The sequence below is a fragment of the Mesorhizobium sp. WSM3879 genome (assembly GCF_002294915.1).
GTDB lineage: Bacteria > Pseudomonadota > Alphaproteobacteria > Rhizobiales > Rhizobiaceae > Mesorhizobium.
Genome location: NZ_NSFZ01000024.1, coordinates 1 through 17788 on the forward strand (window position 1 = coordinate 1; position 17788 = coordinate 17788).

16 protein-coding genes are annotated in these 17788 nt (G+C 61.6%); 3 read left to right on the forward strand and 13 right to left on the reverse strand.

Annotated elements, in window-relative coordinates; genetic code table 11:
- Window positions 1-1089 (forward strand): PHP domain-containing protein (locus CK218_RS29585; RefSeq protein ID WP_143749734.1); only part of this gene is annotated, 1089 nt, incomplete at its 5' end.
- A 249-nt stretch (window positions 1090-1338) separates the two neighbouring features.
- On the opposite strand, the gene CK218_RS29590 is transcribed toward CK218_RS29585, so the two are convergent.
- From CK218_RS29590 to tauA, 11 genes are all read right to left on the reverse strand, one after another.
- Window positions 1339-4716, reverse strand: coding sequence for an adenylate/guanylate cyclase domain-containing protein (locus tag CK218_RS29590; RefSeq protein WP_095829740.1), 3378 nt, complete (start codon window positions 4714-4716; stop codon window positions 1339-1341).
- Between the two features lie 327 nt (window positions 4717-5043).
- A complete protein-coding gene (locus tag CK218_RS29595) occupies window positions 5044-6201 on the reverse strand; it encodes a histidine kinase dimerization/phosphoacceptor domain -containing protein (RefSeq protein WP_245299665.1) in 1158 nt (385 codons plus the stop codon).
- Window positions 6202-6539: 338 nt separating this feature from the next.
- Entirely contained in the window at window positions 6540-6728 is a 189-nt protein-coding gene (locus CK218_RS29600) for a hypothetical protein (RefSeq protein WP_066998586.1), read from the reverse strand.
- 245 nt (window positions 6729-6973) lie between these two features.
- Complete coding sequence (locus CK218_RS29605) at window positions 6974-7276, reverse strand: hypothetical protein (protein ID WP_066998590.1); 303 nt, start codon at window positions 7274-7276, stop codon at window positions 6974-6976.
- 107 nt (window positions 7277-7383) lie between these two features.
- Complete coding sequence (locus CK218_RS29610) at window positions 7384-7608, reverse strand: hypothetical protein (protein WP_066998663.1); 225 nt, start codon at window positions 7606-7608, stop codon at window positions 7384-7386.
- A gap of 105 nt (window positions 7609-7713) precedes the next feature.
- Entirely contained in the window at window positions 7714-7923 is a 210-nt protein-coding gene (locus CK218_RS29615) for a cold-shock protein (protein WP_095829741.1), read from the reverse strand.
- 300 nt (window positions 7924-8223) lie between these two features.
- Window positions 8224-8817, reverse strand: coding sequence for an FMN reductase (msuE, locus tag CK218_RS29620; RefSeq protein ID WP_066998595.1), 594 nt, complete (start codon window positions 8815-8817; stop codon window positions 8224-8226).
- A gap of 101 nt (window positions 8818-8918) precedes the next feature.
- Window positions 8919-10079 carry an FMNH2-dependent alkanesulfonate monooxygenase gene (gene ssuD / locus CK218_RS29625; RefSeq protein WP_066998598.1) on the reverse strand — a complete coding sequence of 387 codons (1161 nt, stop codon included), beginning with the start codon at window positions 10077-10079 and terminating at the stop codon, window positions 8919-8921.
- Between the two features lie 44 nt (window positions 10080-10123).
- Entirely contained in the window at window positions 10124-10972 is an 849-nt protein-coding gene (locus tag CK218_RS29630; RefSeq protein WP_066998601.1) for an ABC transporter permease subunit, read from the reverse strand.
- The gene (locus CK218_RS29635) at window positions 10969-11763 is read right to left on the reverse strand and encodes an ABC transporter ATP-binding protein (RefSeq protein ID WP_095829742.1); all 795 of its coding nucleotides are present in this window, start codon (window positions 11761-11763) and stop codon (window positions 10969-10971) included. Before CK218_RS29635 ends, CK218_RS29630 begins: the two co-directional genes overlap by 4 nt.
- A gap of 59 nt (window positions 11764-11822) precedes the next feature.
- Window positions 11823-12830 (reverse strand): taurine ABC transporter substrate-binding protein, encoded by a 1008-nt coding sequence (tauA, locus tag CK218_RS29640; RefSeq protein ID WP_066998607.1) that lies wholly within the window; start codon window positions 12828-12830, stop codon window positions 11823-11825.
- A 288-nt stretch (window positions 12831-13118) separates the two neighbouring features.
- Here tauA and CK218_RS31350 point away from each other — a divergent pair, with 288 nt between their 5' ends.
- Entirely contained in the window at window positions 13119-13361 is a 243-nt protein-coding gene (locus tag CK218_RS31350) for a DUF1259 domain-containing protein (protein WP_245299666.1), read from the forward strand.
- A 94-nt stretch (window positions 13362-13455) separates the two neighbouring features.
- Complete coding sequence (locus tag CK218_RS29650; protein WP_066998666.1) at window positions 13456-14628, forward strand: MFS transporter; 1173 nt, start codon at window positions 13456-13458, stop codon at window positions 14626-14628.
- 136 nt (window positions 14629-14764) lie between these two features.
- On the opposite strand, the gene CK218_RS29655 is transcribed toward CK218_RS29650, so the two are convergent.
- Together CK218_RS29655 and CK218_RS29660 are read right to left on the reverse strand one after the other, a co-directional pair.
- Window positions 14765-15280, reverse strand: a complete 516-nt coding sequence (locus tag CK218_RS29655; protein ID WP_348628746.1) for a hypothetical protein — start codon at window positions 15278-15280, stop codon at window positions 14765-14767.
- Between the two features lie 34 nt (window positions 15281-15314).
- Complete coding sequence (locus CK218_RS29660) at window positions 15315-16550, reverse strand: cell envelope integrity protein TolA (RefSeq protein ID WP_143749735.1); 1236 nt, start codon at window positions 16548-16550, stop codon at window positions 15315-15317.
- Window positions 16551-17788: the final 1238 nt, after the last annotated feature.

The following is a 17788-nucleotide window of genomic DNA, read 5'->3' on the forward strand; positions in this document are numbered from 1 at the left end:
GGGAAGAACCGGACCGAAATCGAGCAGTCCACCCTCAGGCTTGTCGTAACGGACAAGAAGCACTTTGGCGCGAGCTTCCTCGAAGCTACCGGTTCGGCAGCCCATCTTGAGCAGTTGAAGATATACGCTGCCGAGAGAGGGTTCGCCCTCAGACCCGATGGTCTGTACCGCGGGAGAAAGCTGATCGCATCATTGACAGAGGTGGAAATCTACGACGCGCTGGGCCTGCAGTTCATCGAACCCGAACTGCGCGAAGGCAGGGACGAGATTGAGCGGGCAGCGAGGCGGCAACTCCCTACCCTTGTCCGGGATGAAGATCTCAATGGCATCCTGCATTCTCACACCACCGCATCCGATGGCACCGAGACGCTTGAGGCAATGGCTGAAGCGACCCGTGAGCGCGGGTTCGAGTATTATGGTGTCGCCGACCATTCGCAGTCTGCGCACTACGCGGGCGGCCTCACATTGCAGGAGATTGCTGAGCAGCACCGCGAAGCGGATCGGCTGAACAAGAGGTATGGTGGAAAATTCCGTATCCTCAAGGGCATTGAGGCAGACATCCTGGCTGATGGCTCGCTTGACTATCCGGACCACGTCTTGGAGCAGTTCGATTTCGTTGTGGCGAGCGTGCACAGCCGCTTCAAGTTGCCGAAGAAAGAGCAGACGGAGCGTATCATTGAGGCAATCGCGAACCCCTTCACGACAATCATCGGACACATGACCGGTCGCCAGCTGTTGCGTCGACCCGGCTATGATCTCGACGTCGACAAGGTCCTCAGAACGTGCGCAAGATATGGCGTCGCTGTCGAAATCAACGCGCATCCGTGGCGGCTCGATCTCGACTGGCGGTGGCATCAGAAGGCACTCGACTACGGCTGCATCTTCAGCATCAATCCGGACGCTCATTCGATCCGAGAACTCGACCACATGCATTGGGGTGTCGAGATGGCGCGCAAGGGGGGCGTGCCTAGGACGCGGGTTCTCAACGCGATGGGTTCGGCGGCCCTGCTTGCGCACCTTTCAAAGCGCAAGCGCGAGTCCAAGACCGGCGGCAAGCGCCGTTCGTCTGGGCCGAAAGCTGTCGCATGAGCTCGAGGTCCTGGCTTTCGAAGCATAGGTTAGCGCTTAGTGTTGGCTTTCGAAGCATAGATTAGCGCTTAGTTTCGACGTCAGCAGCTTTGGCCTAGTTCGGCAATTGGAGGCCTGTAAATGCCTGGAAGGGGGCCGGAAGGGGTAGAACCGCTTGTGGAATAATTGAACTGAAAGCTGACCTTCGCGCCCAGCACATTGGCGGCTATTTTGCGCCAAGGACCGGACATTGCATCGCTAGCATGTGCGTCATGATGCCCCGAGCTTGTCGAGCAAGGTCTTGGCCTCTTTCAGATCGAGCGTGTCGAAGCCCTCGGTGAACCAGCCGTAGGTCGGCGCGAGCAGGTCGTGGGCCTCCGCGCGCTTGCCCTGTTCGGCCAAAAGGCGCGCAAGCGATGTGGCGGCGCGGAGCTCCCAGGATTTGGCACCTTGCTCACGAGACCGTTGGATCGCCTGGCGGAACGAGATTTCAGCCTCGTGCCAGTCGCTTGGTTCCGCGGCAGCGCATATGGCTCCGCGGAGCCGCAGCAATTCGGCATCGCACCACCGCTCGCGGGACCGGTTCACCTGGTCGAGAGCCCGATCGATCAGGCACACGCCGTCCGACGCGCGATTGACACTCCCGAGCAGCTCCCCGAGGAATCCCATCGTGTACGCCTGCGTCACTTGCGTTCCGACGGCCTGCATCCGCGCCAGGCTTTCCTCGATTTGGACGATCGCTCGCTCCTTATGGCCCTGCTTCGCCAAGAGCCATCCCTGCTGCTGGGCGGCCATGGCAATCCAGAACGGATACGCCTGCTCGGTCGCGAAGGTGAGCGCACGGTCGTTCCGCTCCTCGGCTTCGGCCACCTCGCGCCGGAATATTCGTAACCACGCTGCCCATACCAGCACGTAAGCGCGGCTGAAGGGGTGCGCCAATCGCTCGGCCAAGACAAGGGCGTCTTCCATCCGGGTCAGCGCCTGGTCGGGGTAGCCGAGGTGCCAAAGCACCGCTGACCCACGACATAGGCAAATCGGTCCGGGATCCTGGCCGTAGAGGGCGAGATGTGCTCGATGTCGTTGTGGGCGATAGGCTTCGGAGGCCAGCTCCAGATGTTTGCGTGCGTCCCTGAAGTCGCCGCGCCAAGAAGAGCTTACCCCCCGGGCATAATGGGCTTCGACCACCCACACGGGATCGTTACTCTGCAGAGCAAGGTCGAGAAGCCGTCCGCTCAGGTCGTGCGCCGACGTGAGTTGGGCGCCCGTGGCCGAGTAGATGGCCAGGCCGAGCAGAACCGGGAAGACAGCCGCATCTTCCGGCATCAGCTCGCAAAGGCGGCGCGCGCGGGAATAGACCCGCTCGACCTCGGCATTTGCGTAGCCATTCTTGGCGGTGAGCACGCGGCCCAGCACCGTTAGCGCTGCGAGCTCGCGCCGCTGGCGCTCCCGGCCCGCAGGCAGCGTTTCGATCAAGTTCAGCGCTTTCTGCAGATGGTTTTGGGCCTCATCGTTGGCCGAACGGTCGTTGGCGCTCTCTCCCGCGCGCTGCCAATAGCCGATGGCCTGAATCGAGAGGCCCGCGGCCGTGTAGTGCTGAGCCACGATCTCGGGCTCGTGTTCGACGACCTCGCCGAATTGCTGCTCCAGTGCATGGGCGATCCGGGTGTGCAGCTGCTGGCGGCGACTCCGCAGCAAGGTGGCATAGGCGGCATCTCCCACCAATGCGTGCTTGAAGATGCAGGTCGCGTGCGGCGGCCGACCGCGTGCGATCACGAGCTCGGCGCCGATCAGTTGGTCGAGAGCGCCCTGCAGTTCCCGTTCCTTGCGCTGCGCGACTACCGCCAGCAGCTCATACGAGAACTCGCGGCCGATGGCGGCGCCAATCTGCGCGACCTCCCGCGCTGGCGTCATCAGCCGATCGAGGCGCGCCACCAGAGAATCCTGCAGGGTTGCAGGGATCGCCAACGGTGGCAGCGGGCCCGAGAGTGCGTAACGGTCGCCTTCATCGGTCAGCACGTCAGATTCAATGACGGCCTTGGTCACCTCCTCGAGGAACAGGGGCACGCCGTCTGTCTTGGCCACCATCTGCTCGAGCAATCCGCCCGGAAGCGCCTTGCCCCCGGTCAACCGCTCCACCAGGGTTGCGCCCTGCCGGCGGCTCAAGCGTTTCAGCGTGAGCGAGGTGACCTGAGGGTGGCCGGTCCACCGCGGCTCGAATTCAGGGCGGAAACTGAAGATCGCCAATACTGCAAGACGGGGGATCTGCGGGACCAATCGGTCGAGAAGCTCCAGCGACGTTGGATCAATCCAGTGGATATCCTCGAAAACCATCAGCACCGGCTGGCGGGCCGCCAAGCCAATTAGCTGCCCGGCCAGAGCCTCGAGGGTCAGTTCCTTCCGGCGCTGAGGGCTGAGGTTCAGGGGTGCATAGCGGCTGCCTGCCGGGAGCGAGAGAAGCGCCGACAACAAAGGGGCGACGTCCCGGACCTTGTCTGTGGACCGCGCCAAGAGGCGCTCCAGCTTGTCGAGTTTTGCGCTCGGTGAATCGTCCGGATGGAAGCCAGCCGCGCGGGTGAGTTGGACAATCGACGGGCGAAGGGCGCTATTTGCGTGGAACGGCGAGCACTGGCAGCGTATGCGGATGTGCGGCCGGTCCCGCAGACGCCCGCAGAGCGCCTGAATCAGATGCGACTTGCCGATGCCAGGCTCACCGGAGAGCAGGACCACCTGCCCCTCGCCGGCCGCGGCCTTGCTCCAGAGCTCCGCGAGCAGAGCAAGCTCGTGCTTGCGCCCAACCGTGGGCGTTAGGCCGCTCGTCGCGCGCGCTTCAAACCGGCTCTCGGCGGCACTCTCGCGAAGCACGCGCCAAGCGCGGATGGGGGCGTCGAAACCTTTCAGGTTGTGCAGGCCCAGGTCGGCGAACTCGAACAGCCCGCCGAGCAGTCGGCGCGTCGCGAGCGCGATCACGATCTGGCCGGGCGCCGCCAATGCTTGCAGCCGCGCCGCAAGGTTCGGCGATTCTCCGACCACCGCTTCCTCCTGCGCCGCTCCTTCGCCGATGAGATCGCCCACCACCACCAGCCCCGTTGCGATGCCGACACGTATTGCCAGCTCCGCTTGTGCCGGGGTCGCGAGCCTTGCGATCGAATCAATGACCGCCAGCCCCGCGCGCACGGCTCGCTCTGCGTCGTCCTCATGCGCCTTCGGATAGCCAAAATACACCAGCACACCGTCGCCCATGTATTTAGCCACAAACCCGCCAAAGCGACGCACCGCCTCGGCAACGCAGTTGTGATAGGCCGCAATCACCTCACGCAAATCCTCAGGGTCCATTCGCGCGGAGAGTGATGTCGAGCCGACAAGGTCCGAGAACATCACCGTGACCTGGCGGCGCTCGGCGGTGTCCTTTGCGGCGTTGTCGATTGCCGGAGGCGCATCGGATAACAGCTGTTTTGATACGCTTCCTTGAGCGCGCAAGGCTGCGATGGCGTCGAGCAGCTTACGACGATGTCCGACAAGTCCGACACCCAGATCCTTCAAGTCCTCGGCCGTCAACCTCGGCAGGACTGTGTCGTCGATTTTATTCTTGCGGAAGGAGGCCTCATACTGTTCGAGGCCAAGCCTCCGCAGCCAACCTTCGACGTCCATGGCGGCGCCCCTGGCTTGCCTAGCCACGCATGATCCACCAAGGGGGACAGCCTGTCTAGGACTGGGTTTCGATGACCCGTTTTTGGTCAAACCCGGACATCATGCCGCCTGAGCCGAATGCCTGCGTTCGGGAAACGACGAAGGAGCCATCGGCGGCGGACATGCGGCGCTTTCCAGACAAGCATCGTTGGGGCCGACAGCGGACTGGCAGCTTCAGTCTACAAATATTCGACAGCGGTCGTTATGGGCGGCGTGGGATCAGCGGACGCTACCTAGATTGGTTTGTGCCGCCTGCGAAGCCAATGCAAACAGCGACAGGAGCGAGCGTTATGCAATGACAGGGAAGATCACGGTTATTGTGGTGCCCGCGGCGGAGCTCTCTTGCTGGACATTACCGCCCATCTGCCGGGCGAGCGCCTGGATCAATTTCTGTCCCGACCCGCCAGGCCGGGGATTCTGAATGCCACGACCGTTGTCGGCAACGGTCAGGCGTGCCTCGCCGTAGCCTATCCCGGACTCAAGCTTGACAACGATACGCCCGCCCTCCGCTCCGAACGCATGCTTGACTGAGTTCATCGCGGCTTCGTTCAAGATAAGACCGAGCGGCACCGCGCGTTCAATCGAGAGCTCGACTTCGTCGGCCGCGATCTCGATCGTTGCAATTTCCACCTGCGTCTGCAGCGAAGCGCAGAGCGCCCGCAAGTAACCGGCGACGTCCACCGTTCGGAGGTCCTGCCCCGGTGCCAGTTGGTCATGAGCAAGCGAAATGGCATTAACTCGGTTAGCCACGTGTTCCAGTGCCCGGTGCACTTCCGGCCTTTCAAGGCGGCGCTTCTGAATGGCTATCGAGGCCAGGATCAGCTGAAAGTTGTTCTTTACGCGGTGCTGCATCTCCCGCAGCAGCACCTCGCGTTGTTGCGCCTGGACTAGAGCCGTGGTCGATTCCAGGTTGCTTCGGTCCACCTCTGGTCGCCGCATTGCCGAAGCAATGAGGGCAGCAGCAGCCGTCATGAAGTCGACGGTATCTTCGCTGAAGTTGCGCGTGACCGAGGAATCCACCTCCAGCACGCCCCAGGCAGCACCCTTGATGAGGATCGGCACGTTCGCCAGCGATTTGATGTGGTGCTCTCTCAGCACATCTGAAAAGACGTATTCGCCATCCTGCTCAGCGGCCGTGCCATCGACAATCACTAAAGGCTCGGCTGTCTGATAAGTCCGGCCGGGCGGCGATCGCAGATCCGCCGAAAAAACAGCGTTCCGCACAGTCCCTTCCTTCCACCCGAAGCCGGCCTCCATGAACAGGTCCGCGGTGCGCGGGCGGTAGCGAAGGATTTTTGCGTGGTCTATCTCAACAGCCCGGGCTACCTGCACACAGGCCTGATCGAGGAAGCGGCCGAGCGGAGTCTGCTCGCCCGCTACGCGGCCAAGGTCCACGAGAATGCGGACATGTCGGCGCAACTTGGCTAGCTCGGTGGTGGGGTCCAATGATGAGATCCTCTCGAGCAGGGTTGAAAAACCAACGCATGAGCCTGCGAATTGCTCCGATCTCGCACCTTGGCAAGCAAGTGACGCGGATGAGTAGGAGCGCTCTGCGTATGCGATCAGAACTACGAGTTGCTGCCTAGCCGAGTTTGCGACGTTCCTCGTGTCAGCCTTCGCCGGTTTTTAGGCGAGATCAGAGCCTTGTATGACCAACATGCTGAAGGGTTTCGGTTGCCGTCAGGCCTACGAAAGCCTCTCATGCAAGAACCCGCGCTATGAGGCTTTGTGTCTCGGGTGTGCCAGCGTCTGTCGCGACGTCCGCATGAGGCGCTGGTGGCTGGTCAAGCGTGGGGCCTCTGGGCCAGGTCGAAGAGCTTCTTGCGGTGATGCCCGACAGGCTTCACGTGCCTGACGACCGGCGCCAAAGCGATCCGCATGGCGCGCTGATCGCAACGGTCGCGGCTGGCAGGGTGATTGGGCCTCTGCTCGACCGTCAGGGAGCGCTTGTGCTGCTTGAGACCGAAACGCATCAGGTTCGATCCTCGATATGAACCTTCGGGGTGAACTGGTCAGGGGGCTCGGCGCGCCTATGACAAGCCGGAGCGGTCGGTGGCAACGTGCTGGCGGGCATACCCGACCCCGGCAAACCGGCGCGAGCGGCACCTGCTGGAGCGCTGATGCGCTGCAGACGCAATGAGCGCAGGCGCCATTCAGAAAGTGGGCTGATCTCCCTATTACCGCGGTCGCGATCCATCAAGAGTTGGTCGCAGTCGGCCTAAGTGAGCTCAAAACAGAAATCGCAGATCAGGTCCGCAACTTTTACCGCTTCAAAATCGGTCATGTGTGCCGCTGTCTCAACCGCAGCCGTGACCAAGTCGTCCTGATCGACGGCCAGGAGGTCCAAAATTCTTGCAAACTTAAGCTTCAACTCCAGGTCGCCCGCGAACTCGTCGAGGGTCACGTTGAGGATACTCTCGTTCGCTTCGATCAGCCGCGTTTGAATGCCATCCGACGACGCGGCCAGTGCCCTTACGGCTGCGAAGAAATGCCCTCGCGCGTTTGAATATTTTTCCACCATCGGTCACCGCCGGTCGTGATTGAGGATTGGGTTCGTCGCCGTCCCGTCGGATGTTCCACTATGCTCGGCCAGAGAGCCTTCTGGCCAGCCGCGTGCCTTCCCTGCGGTCAGGCTGCAACGCGCCGCTTTGCCGATGCACGTTTAGCCTTTGGCAAACCGGCGGGGGCGGCAGCTTCTTTGGCCAGCCGAGCCAGTCTGAGCCGCTGCGTCTTTGACTCGCGCTCGGTCTCTTTGTCCATGATCTCTCGTGCGGCTTGTGTGGTCGCGTCGCCCTTGCTCTCCCTAGCTGTCGGCTTCGGCTTGAACACGGCTTCAGCAATTGCATTGCGCATCATAGGTTCCTTAAACGAAAAAAGGCCGGGCGGGCCCGACCTTTCCAAAACGCCTCGACGGCCAGTGCCAGTACATCCGTGGTCAAGGGCCAGAAGCGGTATCCTTTAGGCGGCCCGAAGATTCTCGGCCGCGCTCTTGCCATTGCGGCGGTCCTGCACGACATCGAAGCTCAGTTTCTGGCCTTCTAGGATTGTGCGCATACCGGCACGCTCCACAGCGGAGATATGGACAAACACGTCCGCGCCGCCCGCTTCAGGAGCGATAAAGCCGAAGCCCTTGGTCGAATTGAAGAACTTTACGGTTCCAGTGTTCATAGCGATTTCCTTTCAAATCGGCATAGAAATTCGCGTCTGGCGACATGCCAAACGTCATATAGTCGAGATTTGAGAGGAAGATCGTTGGGCGCCGGAGCGCAAAAACAAGTTCAACAGCAAACATCGATTGCAGTTATATAGGCTTGAATTGCCGCCGACGCAAGCCTCTCCGACCATCATGGCTGTAGGCGGCTTTGCGCCGGGATGGGCCTCGCCACCGACTAAACCTTGAAATCCTTTGAGCGTTCTCGGTTCGAGCGGATAACGATCATGCCGTCATTAACGCTCGGGATCAAACACCTAGTGCGCTCTCAAACCTTGGTCGTCACCAACAACCAAGTGGTCTATTCTGAGACCGGATTTGGTGGCTAGCAGAACCGCGGTTTCATCAACCGCCTGTGCCGCCCGCTTCAGGATCAGTTCGGACCGAAGCACACCATCGGTGAAGTCTTTATCGGTCGCGTATACGGCTGTGGGCAGCGCGAAAGCCTCGAAGAAGCCAAATAGCGGCCTGAGTTGATGCTCAACGACAAGGGCATGGCGCTCGCCGCCCCCGGTGGCTGTGAGAAGCACGGGCTTACCTCTCAAGGCCCTTGGATCAAGCAAGTCGAAAAAATGCTTGAACAGCCCGGTATAGCTGCCCTTGTATGTCGGAGAGCCGACGACGAGCACGTCCGCGGCGACAACATGTGCAACTACGGTCTGGGCTTGAGCGTCGAGGTCACGGTGCCATCTGGCGGCCCCCAGCGAGGGACCGACATCCTCGACATCATACGTTTGATGGGACAGGCGATGGCGGCTGGCGATGTTCTGAACGATGAGGTCGACGAAAGCGCGGGTCTTCGAGGGTCGGCTGCAGTTCCCCGAAAAACCGACGATTGATGGATTTGACATAAGCCGAACTCCGATGGTCAAACTCAGACGTAAGCGGGCCTGGCACGGCACCAGCGATGCTGCGTGACCACTTCTCTCCTCTAGGCAAGAAATCGACCTGCCTAAGACGCCGCTACTCGGACACCGGCGCCCCGGCCGCGCCCAAACTCCAGATCCCAGCCGCGCTCCTTGAGGGGCAATTCACCCTGCAGTCCGAGCCGTGGAAAAAGCAGCTCGGCAACATTGAAAGCTTCCTCCAGATGCGGATAGGCCGAGGCAATAACCGTCTCCACGCCTATTTCCTGATATTCGCGAATACGGGCGGCAACGCTTTCCGCACTCCCGACAAGCGCGGTGCCGGCACCCCCTCGGACGAGACCCAATCCGGCCCATAGATTGGGAGCTATAACCAGCTTGTCGCGGCGTCCCTGGTGCAGAGCGGAGATGCGCTTTTGCCCGACCGACTCCGAAACCTTGGTGAATTGATGCTGGGCTTCAGCGATCACGTCGTCGGTGACGCGGCTGATCAGTCGATCCGCCGCCGCCCAGGCCTCCTCCTCCGTTTCACGCACGATCAGGTTTATGCGCAATCCGAAGCGGATTTTGCGACCTTGAGCCGCCGCTCGTGCCCTGACTCTATCGAACTTCTCCTCCACCTGCTCGACGGGTTCACCCCAGCTCAGATAGACGTCGGTGTGTTTGGCAGCGACCTCGATGCCCGCCTCCGAAGACCCGCCGAACCAAAGTGGCGGATAGGGTTGCTGGACCGGCGGGAAAGAAATGTCGGTGCCGTGAGCAGATAGATACTTGCCCTCGAAGTCCGCCGGCTCTCCGGACAGGATACGGCGCCAGATCGTGAGGAATTCATCAGTCTGGGCATAGCGCTCGTCATGACCGAGCTTGTTGCCGTCGCCGGCAAGGTCGGCCGGATCAGCGCCGGTGACGACGTTGAGCAGCACCCGGCCGCCGGAAATGCGGTCCAGCGTGGCTGCATGGCGCGCGAACAGTGCCGGCGTCCCACTGCCCGGCCGCAGCGCCAACAGGAATTTCAGCCGTTCGGTCAGCGGGATCAGCCCGGCGGCCACGATCCAGGCGTCCTCACACCGTGTTCCGGTTGGCAGGAGCACGCCCTTGAAGCCAAGCCGATCGGCGGCTTGCGCAATCTCCTTGAGATAGCCGAAGGTTGCCGGCCGGTGCCGCTCGTCGGTGCCGAGATAGGGGCCGTCGCCATGGGTCGGCAGGTACCAGTAGATATCGAGCGGGCGGGTGCTGTTGCCGGACATCGGATTGTCTCCTTCAATGATTGCGGAATCTATGGGAGCAAGCCTCAGAGCTTGCCCTTCCACGGGATGAGGCGATGTTCCAGCCAGCGCATGCCGCTGGTGAAGGCGAAGGCGAGCACGGCGATGACGATGAGGCCGACGAACACGACGTCGGTCGCGAGGAAATTGGCCGCCGACATGATCATGTAGCCGAGCCCGGACTGGGCTGCGATCAGCTCGGCCGCGACCAGAGTCGACAATCCTGCGCCGATGGCGATCTTGAGGCCGGTCAAGATCTCCGGCAAAGCGGACGGCAGGATGATGCTGGTGAAGAGTTGCAGCCGGTTGGCGCCGAGGGACAGCGCGGCGTTGATACGTTCGACGGGCACCGATCGCACGCCCGCCTGTGCCGCAAAGCAGATCGGGGCGAAGGTCGACAGCGACAGGAGAACGATCTTGGAGGTTTCGCCGATACCGAGCCATATGATCAGCAGCGGCAGGTAGGCCAGCGGCGGCAAGCCCCAGTAGAGATCGATCGGCACGCTGAAGATGCCCTTGACCCAGCGATTGAGGCCCATGAGCAGGCCAAGCGGAATGCCGACGAAAATGCCGACCCCGAGGGCCGCGGCAATCCGGCCAAGGCTTGCCAGCGTGTGGTCGAGCAGAGTGCCGTTGGCATAGCCGTCCGCCGCGACGGCGTTGAACTGGGTCAGCACATCGACCGGCGCCGGCAGGAACAGCGGCGACGCCCAGCCGAGTTGCGCGGCGAGTACCCACAATGCGATCAGCGCCGCCAACGTCACCAGGCTGATGCCGAACGTGCCTGCCGATGCTGAGCTGCGCGGCGGGGGAGACGGCCTCAGCTGGGCCGTGGCGGGAGGGAACGGGGTTTGGGAATTGGCGGCGAGCGTCATTGCAAGGTTCCTCTGCGGGCGCCTTCCGGCTGGTGGATGAGCGAGCGAATTTCCTGCCGCAGCTCGATGAAGCGCGGGTGGGACTGGATCGGCCCGATATCGCCGCTTTCGGCGAAATCGCGCACGAAATCGGCATCGAAGCGCGCAACGATACGGCCCGGCCGGGGCGACATCACGACGATGGTCGTGCCGAGTGTGAGGGCTTCCTCGATCGAATGGGTGATGAACAGGATCTGCTTGTTGGTCTTGACCCAGACGGAGGCCAGAAGCTGCTGCATGGTCTCGCGCGTCAGACTGTCGAGGGCGCCGAATGGCTCGTCCATCAAAAGGATTTTCGGATCGGTGGCCAGCGCCCGGGCGATGCCGACGCGCTGGCGCATGCCGCCCGACAGTTCGTAGGGTGGCTTTTCGGCGAAATCGGCGAGCCCGACCAGGTCAAGAAGGTGCCTCGACCGCTCATGGCGTTCGATGCGCGAGACGCCCCGGTACTTCAGGCCGAGCGCGACGTTGTCCAGCACATTGGCCCATGGCAGCAGGGTGTCTTTCTGGAACACGACGCCGCGATCGCCGCCCGGCGCCGCGATTTCGCGTCCATCAAGCGTGATCGTGCCTTCGGTGAGCGGCAGGAAGCCGGCGATCGCGTTCAGCAATGTCGACTTGCCGCACCCGGAAGCGCCGACCGCGACCTCGATGGAAGCGGGAGCGATATCGAGCGACACGTGATCGAGCGCGTGTACGTGCTGCCCGTCGGAACCCGGAAAGGTGACGCTGGCATCGCGGATTCGAAGCATGGTGGCCTCCAGGCGATCTGGCTGGCGTGCCAGCCAGATCGGCGTTTCCTCAGGGATTGCTAGTTCGAGGCCTTGGCCACTGCCGCATACTGCGGATCGGCGAAGGCCGCGTAGCTGTCATTGATCGAGGTGATCTTGTGCTGGTCCTTGAGGAAGCTCGCCGTGTCCTTGAGGATTTTCGCCACCGCGCTCTTCTCGCCGCCGCCCAGCCATTTGTCTGAGACCTGTTCGTCGAGCGGCGGGACGACGGTCGTCTTCAATTGCTCCGAGTTCTCGGCCGCCGTGCCGCCCTGCAATTTCGCGATCAGTTTGGCGCTCTCGGACTCCGGCCCCCAGGCGGCCGGGTTGTTCAGATAGGCCTGGTTATAGCCGTCGATCAGCCGGACATACTGGCCGAGGAACTCCGGATTGGACTTGGCGAATGCGCCGGTGACGACCAGCGCGCTGAAGGTCGGCGCGCCGCGATCAGCAACTTGGCCGGCCGTGAGCAGGACCTTGCCGTTCTTCTTGAGTTCAGAAAGTGCCGGATCCCAGACGAAGCCGCCGTCGATGTCGCCGCGCTTCCAGGCCGCGACGATCTCGGGCTGCGGAATGGCGATAACCTGCGTTTCCTTCTCGGAGATGCCTTCCTGCTTGAGCACGGCCAGAAGCTGGTAATGGTCGGTCGAGACCGGCGCCGCGGCGAGCTTCTTGCCGCGCAGGTCTGCCGGCGACTTGATTTCTGGCCGCACCACCAGCGCCTCGCCGTCGCGCGAGACGGACGAGATATAGAACGCTTTCACGTCGAGGCCCTTGCTGACGGCAGCCGAGAACGGGCTCGATCCGACATCGCCGATCTGGACGTCGCCGGAAGCGATGGCTGCGAAAATGTCGGCACCGGAATTGAAACGGCGGAATTCGATGTTCCATCCGGTCTTCCTGGCAAGGTCGCCATTGGCGATGCCAAGGTTATAGGGATTAGCCCCGGTTTGGTAAGCAATGACGACCTTCTTCTCGTCGGCATGAGCCATTCCAGAAGAGGCCGCCGCTGCGAGCGCGACCAGGGCGGCGGAAATCAGTTTTCGCATGAGATCGATCCTTTGAGCGGAGGGTTCATCCCTCGATTGCGCGCTCCATCCAGAGCGTCGGCTCAAAATCTACTTAGTTTATAGAATAAGACAGGAACGATTTTCCGAATGACAAGGGGAGAGCGGAAAATCGGCTCATCTGGGTCGTCAGCCGGTCCGACGAATGGTCGTGCGCTTTCTCTCACCTTCCGAGGCGAAGCGAGGCGAAACCCTACTTCAAGCAACACCTTACGGCGGATTATCCGAGGTCCACTTGTAGGCCAAGCAAACTTAGCTTTAACGGCAGGTATGCGGCGCAAAGCCGAATTGGTTCCTTTCGCCGTGACTCAGATTTGCGACTTGGTCTTGATCGCTTCCGACGTGAATTCAGTGCTAAAAGCATTGCGAGAAAGCGGAATAGAGGTCACGTCCGTGCACAATCAGCCCGACGACGAACCCCGGCTGTTCTCGATTGATTTCTGGCAAATGGCGACTGTCGGGAAGTTGGCCAAAGGACCTGGCGCTCGATCAAGTACACCTCAAGACGGGTAGCTGATCTTTGACAGAGTCCCTTCGAAATTCCGAAGGCAACTGCGTTGGCCCTGGCGACGTCAAGGACCTTAGGAAAGGCGGCCGCGCTGCGAACATATACGCGGCGCGGGCCTGTCGAGACTTTGGCGATGGCTTTGCCGCAGTGCTCTTGCCGGTATACCTGGCTTCAATCGGGCTTGGACCGCTCGAGATCGGCGTTGTCGCCACCGCCGCACTCCTTGGCTCGGCGCTGCTGACGCTCGGCATTGGGTTCCTGGCCGTACGGGCGGACCGGCGCACTCTGCTTTTGGCTGCGTCCGGCCTGATGATCGCAACCGGGGTGGCCTACACGCAGTCAAGCACCTATGCAGCTGTTCTGCTCGTGGCTTTCCTGGGCACGATCAATCCTTCGTCCGGGAGCGTCAGCATCTTCGTTCCGCTCGAGCACGCCGTCTTGTCTCGGCTTGTCGCGGATCCGGACCGCACGAAGGCGTTCGCACGGTATAGCCTGTTAGGTGCGCTGGCGGCTGCGTTTGGCGCCCTTGCTGCAACCAGTCCCGATTTCTTGGTGACGATTGGGATCTCACGGCTCACCGCTCTCAAGGCAATGTTTTTCCTCTATGCCGTTCTTGGCGTGGCGGGGGGCCTGGTGTACGCGCGCATTCCCGCTGGTCCGAAAACGTCTCCACAGGACCGGCCCGCCGAGGCACTTGGGCCGTCGCGCGCTATTGTCTACAAGCTGGCGGCGCTGTTCAGCATCGATGCCTTCGCCGGCGGTTTTGCCGTGCAATCGCTCATGGCTTTATGGCTGTTCAGCAGGTTTGGACTTTCGCTATCGACCGCCGGGGCGTTCTTTTTCTGGTCGGGTGTTTTGTCGGCGGTTTCATTTCCGGTCGCCGCATGGCTTTCGAGGCGCATCGGGCTTGTGAACACGATGGTGTTCACGCACATCCCGTCAAGCATTTGCCTGATCCTGGCCGCCTTGGTGCCGAATCTCTATGCCTCTCTGGCATTTCTTCTTGTACGCGCAGCACTCTCCCAGATGGACGTGCCGACTCGCTCCTCATATGTGATGGCGGTCGTCACGCCACCGGAGCGACCTGCGGCGGCAAGCGTGACCTCAGTGCCGCGCAGCCTCGCAGCCGCCGCGAGCCCCGCGATTGCCGGCGCGCTATTTGCCGCGGGGTTCGAAGCCTGGCCTCTGGTGATCTGCGGCATCCTCAAGATCGTCTACGATTTGAGCTTGCTTTGGGCTTTCCGCCACATCAAGCCGCCTGAAGAAAGGTGAAGCTGCACATCCCTGTGCGACTGCGGTCAAATCCCTCAAGCTGCTGCGATCTGCCAGACAGCCACGCTAGCGAGCACGATCCCTGCAGCGCCCTCGATGCCGCGGGAGGACAGTAGCAAACAGGCGCGGCCGGCTCTCAAAGATGTGCACAAGCCGTTCGCGGAACAGGATCGACAACACCGCGACGGTGGACAGGGTCACTGCAACGCCGGTCATCATCGTTACGGCAAAGAGAAGACCCGCCACCGGCACGCCCCTGGACATCGCGAAGGTCATGACGAAAAGCGTTAACGGGCACGGGATCGGCCATGAACCCAACCGCTTCCCCTTCATGCTTATGACGATGGCCACTGCCGAATGCCCGCCAGATCATCCAAACGCCGATCAGGCCGAGCAGCCCGCGGCTGACATCCTCCAGCAGCGGTGCCCGGCCGACGGTGCCAAGCGCGATCGAGACCAAAGGCAGAGAGAGCATGGCGATGATCACCGCGATCGTGACATGGGTGACGGAAAAGGTGATTGAGACCAGCAGGCCACGTGCCACCTTGGCGTACGAGCCGTTAAGATAGGTAGCGAAGACCGCCTTGCTGTGACCCGGAGTGAGCGCGTGCGCGGCGCCGGGGGCGGAGCCTTGCGAGCATTGGATGCGCAAAGCTGCGAACCCTCGCCACTTTCCTTGCGGGCGCCTAGCAGTTCGCGTCAGTCTGCGGATCGCACGCCTTGTTTTTCTGGCTCGGTGGCTTGGGCTTGGCCGACTGCTCGGGCTCGGCCTGCTGCTGCTCGGCGGCGCGCTGCTTCTTGACCTTTTTCTCAGGCTTGGCCGCCTGTTCCGGCTCGGCCTGCTGCTCGGCGGCGGGCTGCTTCTTGCCCTTTTTCTCAGGCTTCGCCGCCTGTTCCGGCTCGGCCTGCTGCTGCTCGGCGGCGGGCTGCTTCTTGCCCTTTTTCTCAGGCTTCGCCGCCTGTTCCGGCTCGGCCTGCTGCTGCTCGGCGGCGGGCTGCTCAGGCTTGGCGGTCTCTTTCGGCTCCGCCTGATCGGCGCTTGCGCCTTCGGTTGGCTTCGATTTCCGGCCAGCCTGAACCTGCTTCACCTGCTCGATGTCCTTGAGCTTAGCTGGTTTGGCCTTGGGATCGGCTTTCACCTCACCTTCAAACACCGCGACCGTATCATTTTCCAATTTGCCGGACTGTTCGGGCGCGTCGGTCTTGCTGACCTTGACGGCAGTCACCTTCTGGTCCGTCTCCTTTTCGATCACATCAACATCAATGACTTTGTTGACCACCACGTTGTTCTGGATGGTCACGTCGCCGGCCGGCTGGGCCGCCTCGACAATCCGCACAAACTCGGACCTGTCACGGGTAACGGCGACAGAAACGTCGGCAGCAAGGAATTCGCGGCTAGGGACTACCACCCAGTAATAATTCGGCGTCGTGTCGAAGGTCACCTCGATTGAAATCAAGTCCGGATCACGGCGCGGCGGCAGCGGAGCCCAAATGATGTGCTCCCTGTCACGACGCCAAGTCACCCATGCTGGCGCCCAGCGAGTGCCCGGAACCCAGTACCAGCCGATATCGTCGGCATAGCCCCACCGGCCGTAATGGTACGTCGCCCAGCCGAATGGCTCGTCGGATACCCAGAGCCAGCCATACTCCTCTGTATAGACCCAATGGCCCAAGGTATACGGGCGCCAATCGTCAGGTACATCAACTGGCACGAAAACGGTCGCTCCATGATACGAGACCCAATCGCCATGGGAGGACAGGTCTTCGTAGAATGTGCTGATCGAAACCTCGGTGGCGGCCCTTGCCTGCGACACTAGCGAGAATGGTGCAATCGGGTTGGGGATATCAACGACCGTAAGCAGACAGGCGGTTACGCCGCCCAGCATCAGCCGTACCGCATTTTGGGCAAGGACGCGTTTCATCCCAGTCTTCCTCCGAAACAGATGCGCCCTTCATCTTGAAAACTCACCCGCAATCGGATTGTTCCGCCTTGCTCCCGCCAGGGCGTGGACCTTGCAAATGCTATGGCGAGCCATTGAATATAGATGCCTGATCGAACTTGGCGGACGCTTAAGAATGGTGCGGACCAGTTTCAGGGGCGGCCCAGGCGACCTCTTCCCTCCCAGGCCCACTCAGCTCTGGCCGGCCCCCCGCACACTGCATTAAGCCGCGGAAATAAGTCGCGATTGTAAAGCAGCTCCGGGCAGCTACTGGCGGCTGCGGAGGTCTTTCGGGCTGGTGACAGGCGAATAGGTCAGCGTGACACGCTTGCCGCTGCAGCTGCGTGTCAGCGAAGGCATTTCTAGCAGTGTCCGCCGGAGGGTAGTTCTGTAAGACCAGCGCCACAGAGAAAGAAAGAGAGAGAGAGAGAGAGAGAGAGAGAGAGAGAGAGAGAGAGAGAGAGAAACCGCCAGTTGCTTAGCTGGCGACAGCGCCCGATTCTAAGCCATTTGTCGGACCAGATAGCCGTTATGATGGGGAGGATTGCCTGAATTAATACTCGAACTATGCAGCGTTGTGGCTGAAGTTGGCAATGTCTACAGGGCGCGCCGAGGCCCCCCAGAGCTCGGTGCGGCAGCTTCGAATGAACGGGGTCGATTGCCCGGCAGGACGGAGCAGGTTCGGGGCTCATGGTTATTGTCAGCTTCCACATAGGCCGTTGTGGTCCGGGGCTACGCGCGAGGCTGTCGTGTGGCCCTATCGGCCAGGGTCGAGCCCCGGAGCAATGACGCAAGGGGCATTGAACGCGCGTCGGGTTAGACCCGACTGTCGCCTTTGTATTTGGCGGGTTTTCGTTCGTCGCGGCCTTCGGGATCAACTTCTTCCGCATGGCGCCGTTGAGCCTCCGCGTGACCGTAATGACGTGGGCGGATTTGCGGCAAGTTTTGCACGCGGAACATCGCACCGCTTGTTCGATCAGGCGTCGTCACTGACGCCCGGTTGGGCAAGCGGAGATTTCGTTCTCAATCGAGGGAGTTGCGGAAAGGAGACCGATCATGGCTGAACTCTTCGAAACCAGGGTGGCGGCCGCAGGCGACGATGTCGAGGAGAAGGGTTCCGGCTCGATTTCGACCAACATCAGCGATCTGGAACTGGGCTTTGACGGCTCTACCCGCCAGACGGTCGGTCTCCGCTTCACCGGTATCGACGTCCCGCAAGG